At 52.7% G+C, this 6,718-nt stretch carries 7 protein-coding genes; 5 read left to right on the forward strand and 2 right to left on the reverse strand.

Annotation, left to right across the window (positions count from 1 at the left end):
* The first annotated feature begins 26 nt into the window (after positions 1 to 26).
* The 5 genes from gap (at position 27) to QMD53_04250 (ending at position 5,485) form a co-directional block, all read left to right on the forward strand.
* Complete coding sequence (gene gap / locus QMD53_04230; protein MDI6799865.1) at positions 27 to 1,025, forward strand: type I glyceraldehyde-3-phosphate dehydrogenase; 999 nt, start codon at positions 27 to 29, stop codon at positions 1,023 to 1,025.
* A gap of 49 nt (positions 1,026 to 1,074) precedes the next feature.
* The gene (locus tag QMD53_04235; GenBank protein ID MDI6799866.1) at positions 1,075 to 2,262 is read left to right on the forward strand and encodes a phosphoglycerate kinase; all 1,188 of its coding nucleotides are present in this window, start codon (positions 1,075 to 1,077) and stop codon (positions 2,260 to 2,262) included.
* A 35-nt stretch (positions 2,263 to 2,297) separates the two neighbouring features.
* Positions 2,298 to 3,062, forward strand: a complete 765-nt coding sequence (gene tpiA, locus QMD53_04240) for a triose-phosphate isomerase (protein MDI6799867.1) — start codon at positions 2,298 to 2,300, stop codon at positions 3,060 to 3,062.
* Positions 3,063 to 3,092: 30 nt separating this feature from the next.
* Complete coding sequence (gene gpmI, locus QMD53_04245) at positions 3,093 to 4,622, forward strand: 2,3-bisphosphoglycerate-independent phosphoglycerate mutase (GenBank protein ID MDI6799868.1); 1,530 nt, start codon at positions 3,093 to 3,095, stop codon at positions 4,620 to 4,622.
* A gap of 152 nt (positions 4,623 to 4,774) precedes the next feature.
* Positions 4,775 to 5,485: a hypothetical protein gene (locus QMD53_04250; protein ID MDI6799869.1), complete on the forward strand. Its 711-nt coding sequence runs from the start codon at positions 4,775 to 4,777 to the stop codon at positions 5,483 to 5,485.
* 62 nt (positions 5,486 to 5,547) lie between these two features.
* On the opposite strand, the gene QMD53_04255 is transcribed toward QMD53_04250, so the two are convergent.
* Together QMD53_04255 and QMD53_04260 are read right to left on the reverse strand one after the other, a co-directional pair.
* Positions 5,548 to 6,258 (reverse strand): hypothetical protein, encoded by a 711-nt coding sequence (locus QMD53_04255; GenBank protein MDI6799870.1) that lies wholly within the window; start codon positions 6,256 to 6,258, stop codon positions 5,548 to 5,550.
* Between the two features lie 152 nt (positions 6,259 to 6,410).
* Positions 6,411 to 6,718 (reverse strand): 2,3-bisphosphoglycerate-independent phosphoglycerate mutase (locus tag QMD53_04260; GenBank protein MDI6799871.1); only part of this gene is annotated, 308 nt, incomplete at its 5' end.

Below are 6,718 nucleotides of genomic sequence, written 5' to 3' on the forward strand. Positions count from 1 at the left end.
AAAACCGATTTAAGGAGGAGTTAAGCATGGCAATCAAAGTTGGAATAAACGGTTTTGGCAGGATCGGAAGGAACGTATTTAGGGATGCCTTCTACGACGAGGATATTGAGATCATGGCCATAAACGATTTGTCCGACACCAAGACCTTGGCCCATCTCTTGAGGTACGATTCTATATCAGGCATCTTCGATGCCGAAGTCGAGGCCATGGACGGCGCCATAAAAGTCGATGATAAGGTTATAAAGGTCTTGGCTGAGAGGGATCCGGCAAACCTTCCCTGGAAGGATCTGGGCGTCGAGGTGGTTGTCGAATCGACGGGGCGTTTCGTCGATCGCGACGGAGCCTCTAAGCATTTGAGCGCCGGAGCCAAGAAGGTTATCATCAGCGCTCCAGCCAAGAATCCCGACATCACCATCGTCCTCGGAGTGAACGAGGATAAATACGATCCCGCAAAGCACCACATCATCTCCAACGCCTCTTGCACCACCAACTGTTTGGCTCCCGTGGCCAAGGTCTTGCTCGATAAGTTCGGAATCACCAAGGGCTTTATGACTACTGTCCACGCTTATACCAACGATCAGAGCATCTTGGATCTGGTCCATCCCGATCTTCGCAGGGCCAGAGCCGCTGCTCTCTCAATCATCCCGACCTCGACCGGGGCCGCCAAGGCGATCGGCGAGGTTATCCCAGAGCTCAAGGGCAAGATGGACGGCATGGCCATTAGGGTGCCGGTTCCAGACGGTTCTCTGGTCGATCTGGTCGTCGAGTTAGAGAAGGAGGTCACCGTCGAAGAGGTCAACGCGGCCCTGAGAGAGGCGGCCGACGAGGGAAGATTCGAGGGCATACTCGACTATACCGAGGACCCCATCGTTTCGATAGATATCGTCGGAAACTCTTACTCATCGATAGTTGATGGCCTCTCCACTATGGCCAATGGAAAGACCGTCAAGGTTCTCTCCTGGTACGATAATGAGCTCGGTTATTCCTGCCGGGTCGTCGATTTGATCGGTTATATCTCCAGTTAAATCGCAATCTCTTTATAGGGAAATCAATTGAGCGCGGGGGTCATGCTTCATGTTTAGCAAGAAGACGATTCGTGATGTCGATCTCAAGGGCAAGAGGACGCTGGTCAGAGTCGATTTCAACGTGCCACTAACCTTGGATCGCAAAGTTAGCGATGATACCAGGATAAGGGCGGTTCTCCCTACCATAAATTATCTAATTGATGAGGGGGCAAAGGTGGTGCTCGTCTCACACCTTGGCCGTCCCAAAGGACAGGTCGACGAGGCTGTCCGGCTTGACCCAATAGCCAAAAGGCTCTCCGAGCTCTTGGGCAAAGAAGTCAAGAGGGCGGATAAGACCGTAACCAGTGAAGTCAAGGCGATGGCCGACTCTTTGAAGGATGGCGACATCCTCCTTTTGGAGAACGTCCGCTTCAATCCCGGCGAGAAGGAGAACGACCCTGAGTTTGCAGGAAAACTTGCCAGCATGGCCGACATCTTCGTAAATGACGCCTTTGGAACCGCTCATCGCTCTCATGCTTCGACGGTTGGCGTGACAAGTTTTCTCCCGGCTTACGCCGGTTTTCTTTTGGAGAGGGAGGTTAGGGAGCTCTCAAGACTCCTTGAAAAACCAGAAAAGCCTTTCATGGCCGTGCTGGGAGGCAATAAAGTATCTGACAAAATCGGCGTGATCGACAAGTTTCTCGATATAGTCGATGCCATCTTGACTGGTGGGGGAATCTGCTTCTCCTTCCTCAAGGCCAAAGGGGTGGCAATTGGAGAATCTATCTGTCAGGACTCCGAACTCGACCATTGCCTGACGATGATGAAGAAGGCTGAGGATAAGGGGGTTGAGCTCCTTCTCCCAGTCGATGTCGTAATCGCCAAGGAGATCTCAGCCGATATCGAGAGTCGCATCGTGAGCGTAGATGAGATTCCAGAGGGTTGGATGTGTTTGGATATCGGGCCGAAGACGATTGAAATATACCGTAATTATCTGGCCAAAGCCAAAACGATATTCTGGAATGGTCCGATGGGCGTTTTTGAGATAGATGCCTTTTCCGCCGGCACGAAAGCCGTCGCTTCGGCCGTGGTGGGCTCGGGTGCCACCTCCATAGTGGGCGGCGGCGACTCCGATGCTGCGCTTCGAAAGTTCGGTCTCGAGGAGAAGGCCTCATTTGTCTCGACCGGAGGCGGAGCTTCGATGAAGCTTCTGGAAGGGAGTCCGCTTCCCGGACTGGAAGCTTTGCTCAGCGTTTGAAATATCGACTAACTTGATTTCAAAGGAGACCTTGCATGAGAAGACCGATGATGGCCGGAAATTGGAAGATGTATAAGGATACCTCCCAAGCCAGTCACCTGGCGAAAAGGATATCTGAGTTGACCAAGGGTTTGAGCGAGGCCGAGGTAGTCATCTGCCCGCCCTTTACGGCTCTAAAGACGGTCTCCGACATCTTGTCTGCGCCATCTGTCAAAATCTCTCTTGGGGCGCAGAACGCCTACTTCGAGGAGGAGGGCGCGTTTACCGGCGAGATCTCTCCCTTAATGCTCAAGGATTTGGGCGTCAAATACTGCATAGTCGGTCACTCCGAAAGGAGACAATTCTTTGGTGAGACCGATGAAATAGTGAACAAGAAGGCTAAGGCTCTCCTTAAGGCCGGCATTTTGCCCATTTTTTGCGTCGGCGAGAGCGAGGAGCAGCGCAAAGCCAATTTGACCGATAAGGTCATATCGGAGCAGGTCAAAAGGGGACTTGAGGGAATCTCTCCTGATGAAATAGGAATGATGGTCATAGCTTACGAGCCTATCTGGGCGATCGGCACCGGTCTTACCGCAACCTCTGATCAGGCTGAGGCTGCGATCAAGATGATAAGGGGCGAGGTCGAAGCGGCCTTTGGCAAGGAGAGTTCGGAGGCGGTCAGGATACTTTATGGCGGCAGCGTGAAACCGGAGAATATCGCCGAGCTTATGGCCAAAGATAATATCGACGGCGCCCTGGTTGGCGGGGCTAGCCTCAAGGCCGAAAGCTTCACCTCGATAATCGCCTTCGATGAGGATTAGGAGGCGGCTTTGGTCGATACAGATTGTAATCTGCGCCCAAAGCCCCTTGCCATAATAATCTTGGATGGCTGGGGGGTGTCGGGCGACAAAGAAGGCAATGCCATCTTGGCGGCCGATACGCCAAACATAGACCTCATGCTTAAGAGATACCCAAGCACCACCATCGGGGCTTCAGGTAAGTCAGTCGGTCTACCAGAAGGACAGATGGGAAACTCCGAGGTCGGTCACCTCAACATCGGGGCGGGCCGCATAGTTTATCAGGATTTCAGCCGGATAAACACGGCCATTTCCGATTCTTCCCTTTTCAACAACGAAGCCATCATTGAAGCGATGGATAGGGTCAAAAGGGCCTCCTCGACCCTTCACTTAATGGGGCTCCTCTCCGATGGCGGGGTCCACAGCCATCAGGATCATCTCTATGCTCTTCTAAAACTGGCCAAGATGAGAGGCGTCCCCAAGGTCTTGATCCATCTATTCTTGGATGGACGAGATACGCCGCCAAGGAGCGCCGTCAAATATGTTGCTAAGCTTGAAGAGAAGATGGGTTCCTTGGGCGTGGGCAAAATAGCGAGCCTCGCGGGCCGCTACCATGGGATGGACAGAGACAAGAGATGGGAGAGAGTAAGCCAAGCTTATGAGGCGATCGCTTACGGTAGAGGAGAGCATTCGCCAGGCGCCGTTTTGGCTGTAGAGAGGTCTTATGAGAAGGGTATAGGCGACGAATTTGTAAAACCTACCCTGGTTGCAGAGGAATACGCCGGTCTCAAAGACCAAGATGCGGTCATATTCTTCAATTTTCGCCCCGACCGAGCAAGGGAGATAACAAGAGCCATAACCGATCCTAATTTCGATGGTTTTTCAAGGGGAGAATATCCTCCAAAGCCGCACTTTGTCTGCATGACCCAGTATGACGCCGAATTCTATCTTCCGGTTGCCTTTCCCATACACATCCCGAAGAATATTTTGGCCGATGTTCTGGCCGAAAATGGGCTTAAACAGCTCAGGATAGCTGAGACCGAAAAGTATGCCCATGTTACCTTCTTCTTCAACGGCGGGGTCGAGGCTCCCAAAGAGGGGGAAGAGCGCATTCTCATCCCTTCGCCTAAGGTGGCGACCTATGATCTAAAGCCTGAAATGAGCGCCCTTGAGGTAGCCGAGACGGCTGTAGCCGAGATAGAGAAGGGTGAACATGATGTGATCATATTGAATTTCGCCAATCCTGACATGGTCGGCCATACCGGAGTCTTCGAGGCGGCCAAAAAGGCCATAGAGGTGGTCGACGACTCTTTTGGCCAGGTGGTCGAAGCGGTCAGAAAGGCTGGTGGCGAAGCGCTGATTTTGGCCGATCACGGCAACGCGGAGAAAATGATGGACTACGAGACCAAAGACCATTTCACCGCCCACACGACCAACCCCGTTCCGCTTATCTATGTGACCGATCGAAAGGTATCTCTTGCTCCGGGCGGCATCCTGGCCGATATTGCCCCAACTGTCTTGGATATTCTGCTCATCCCCAAATCTGCCGAGATGACCGGAGAGAGCCTGATTCGAACGGAATAAAGGCAATCATCCGGACACCCAAGCTTCGATGCGAAGCCAAGCCAAATTGGTTATGTAAATCCGATTAATTTAAATCATCAAAAAAGCTCTTGCACTAATCATGTAACTTTTGTTACAATTTCTCTACCCAGGCGATCCGGACCGGCGCCTTTGTGCCCAAGGACATTCCCACCGTCGATGGTATTCTGGTCAAGACCGACCAACTCATGCCAACCCTCGGCCTGCGTCTCTTTGGCCAGTTTGGCCTGGGCCACGTCGTGGCCGGCGCATTTGCCGCCATGTGGTCGACCATCGGTGGACTTCTCATGGCTTCGGCCGCCTCTTGGGGTCATGATCTCTACAAGCAGTACATAAATCCCAACGCTTCTGAGTTCATAAGGGTATTCGTTGGAAAATCGGCCGTTGTGGTGATGGCCGTCATCTCTCTGGCCATAGGTCTGGGCATCCCGGCTCTTCGCTTGGACAAGGCCTATCCGTCGTTGATAGCCCTCATGGTTACTTGGGCCTTTTCGGTATCGGCCAGCGCTTTCGTTCCCACCCTCATCTTGGGCAGGTGGTGGAGAAAGACCACCTTCAAGGGAGCCGTTGCCGGAATGCTTACCGGTGGTCTTGGTGCCAAGTTCTTCATTGGGATGAACATCTTAAAAGAGAGCAAGATCGTTGTCGCTGAGAGCCTATGGGGCAAGATGGGTGCTCTGACATTCCCGGTCATCTACACAATGCCTTTGGGCTTTGCTGCCATAATCATCTTCTCGATGCTTGATAAGGAAATTCCAAGCAATATCGAGGAGATTTGGGCAAGGGTTCACGGAACCGCTGCCGAAAGGGCGGAAAGGGCCATCGAGGCCAAGTATGAGCACTAATCACCGCACCCTAAAAAAACCTCCCGCGCGTACGCGCGGGAGGTTTTTTTAGGGTGCGGTGATTAGTGCTCATACTTGGCCTCGATGGCCCTTTCCGCCCTTTCGGCAGCGGTTCCGTGAACCCTTGCCCAAATCTCCTCGATATTGCTTGGAATTTCCTTATCAAGCATCGAGAAGATGATTATGGCAGCAAAGCCCAAAGGCATTGTGTAGATGACCGGGAATGTCAGAGCACCCATCTTGCCCCATAGGCTCTCAGCGACAACGATCTTGCTCTCTTTTAAGATGTTCATCCCAATGAAGAACTTGGCACCAAGACCACCGGTAAGCATTCCGGCAACGGCTCCCTTGAAGGTGGTCTTTCTCCACCACCTGCCCAAGATGAGGGTGGGAACGAAAGCGCTGGCCGATACCGAAAAGGCCCAAGTAACCATGAGGGCTATCAACGACGGATAGGCCTTGTCCAAGCGAAGAGCCGGGATGCCCAGACCTATGGCCAGAGAGATGACGGCCATCACCACAACGGCCGATTTTCCAACGAATACCCTTATGAACTCAGAAGCGTTGGGATTTATGTACTGCTTGTAGAGATCATGACCCCAAGAGGCGGCCGAAGCCATGAGAAGTCCACCGATGGTCGACCACATGGCGGCAAATGCGCCGGCCACGACGTGGCCCAGGCCAAACTGGCCAAAGAGACGCAGGCCGAGGGTTGGCATGAGTTGGTCGGTCTTGACCAGAATACCATCGACGGTGGGAATGTCCTTGGGCACAAAGGCGCCGGTCCGGATCGCCTGGGTAGAGAAATTGTAACAAAAGTTACATGATTAGTGCAAGAGCTTTTTTGATGATTTAAATTAATCGGATTTACATAACCAATTTGGCTTGGCTTCGCATCGAAGCTTGGGTGTCCGGATGATTGCCTTTATTCCGTTCGAATCAGGCTCTCTCCGGTCATCTCGGCAGATTTGGGGATGAGCAGAATATCCAAGACAGTTGGGGCAATATCGGCCAGGATGCCGCCCGGAGCAAGAGATACCTTTCGATCGGTCACATAGATAAGCGGAACGGGGTTGGTCGTGTGGGCGGTGAAATGGTCTTTGGTCTCGTAGTCCATCATTTTCTCCGCGTTGCCGTGATCGGCCAAAATCAGCGCTTCGCCACCAGCCTTTCTGACCGCTTCGACCACCTGGCCAAAAGAGTCGTCGACCACCTCTATGGCCTTTTTGGCCG

It is taken from the genome of Actinomycetota bacterium, assembly GCA_030017835.1.
GTDB lineage: Bacteria > Actinomycetota > Aquicultoria > UBA3085 > Oleimmundimicrobiaceae > Yes70-04.

What these genes read in the sequence shown, in the direction of transcription:
- gap (MDI6799865.1), top strand. Translation starts at nt 27, where the DNA reads ATGGCAATCAAAGTTGGAATAAACGGTTTTGGCAGGATCGGAAGGAAC.
- QMD53_04235 (MDI6799866.1), top strand. Translation starts at nt 1,075, where the DNA reads ATGTTTAGCAAGAAGACGATTCGTGATGTCGATCTCAAGGGCAAGAGG.
- tpiA (MDI6799867.1), top strand. Translation starts at nt 2,298, where the DNA reads ATGAGAAGACCGATGATGGCCGGAAATTGGAAGATGTATAAGGATACC.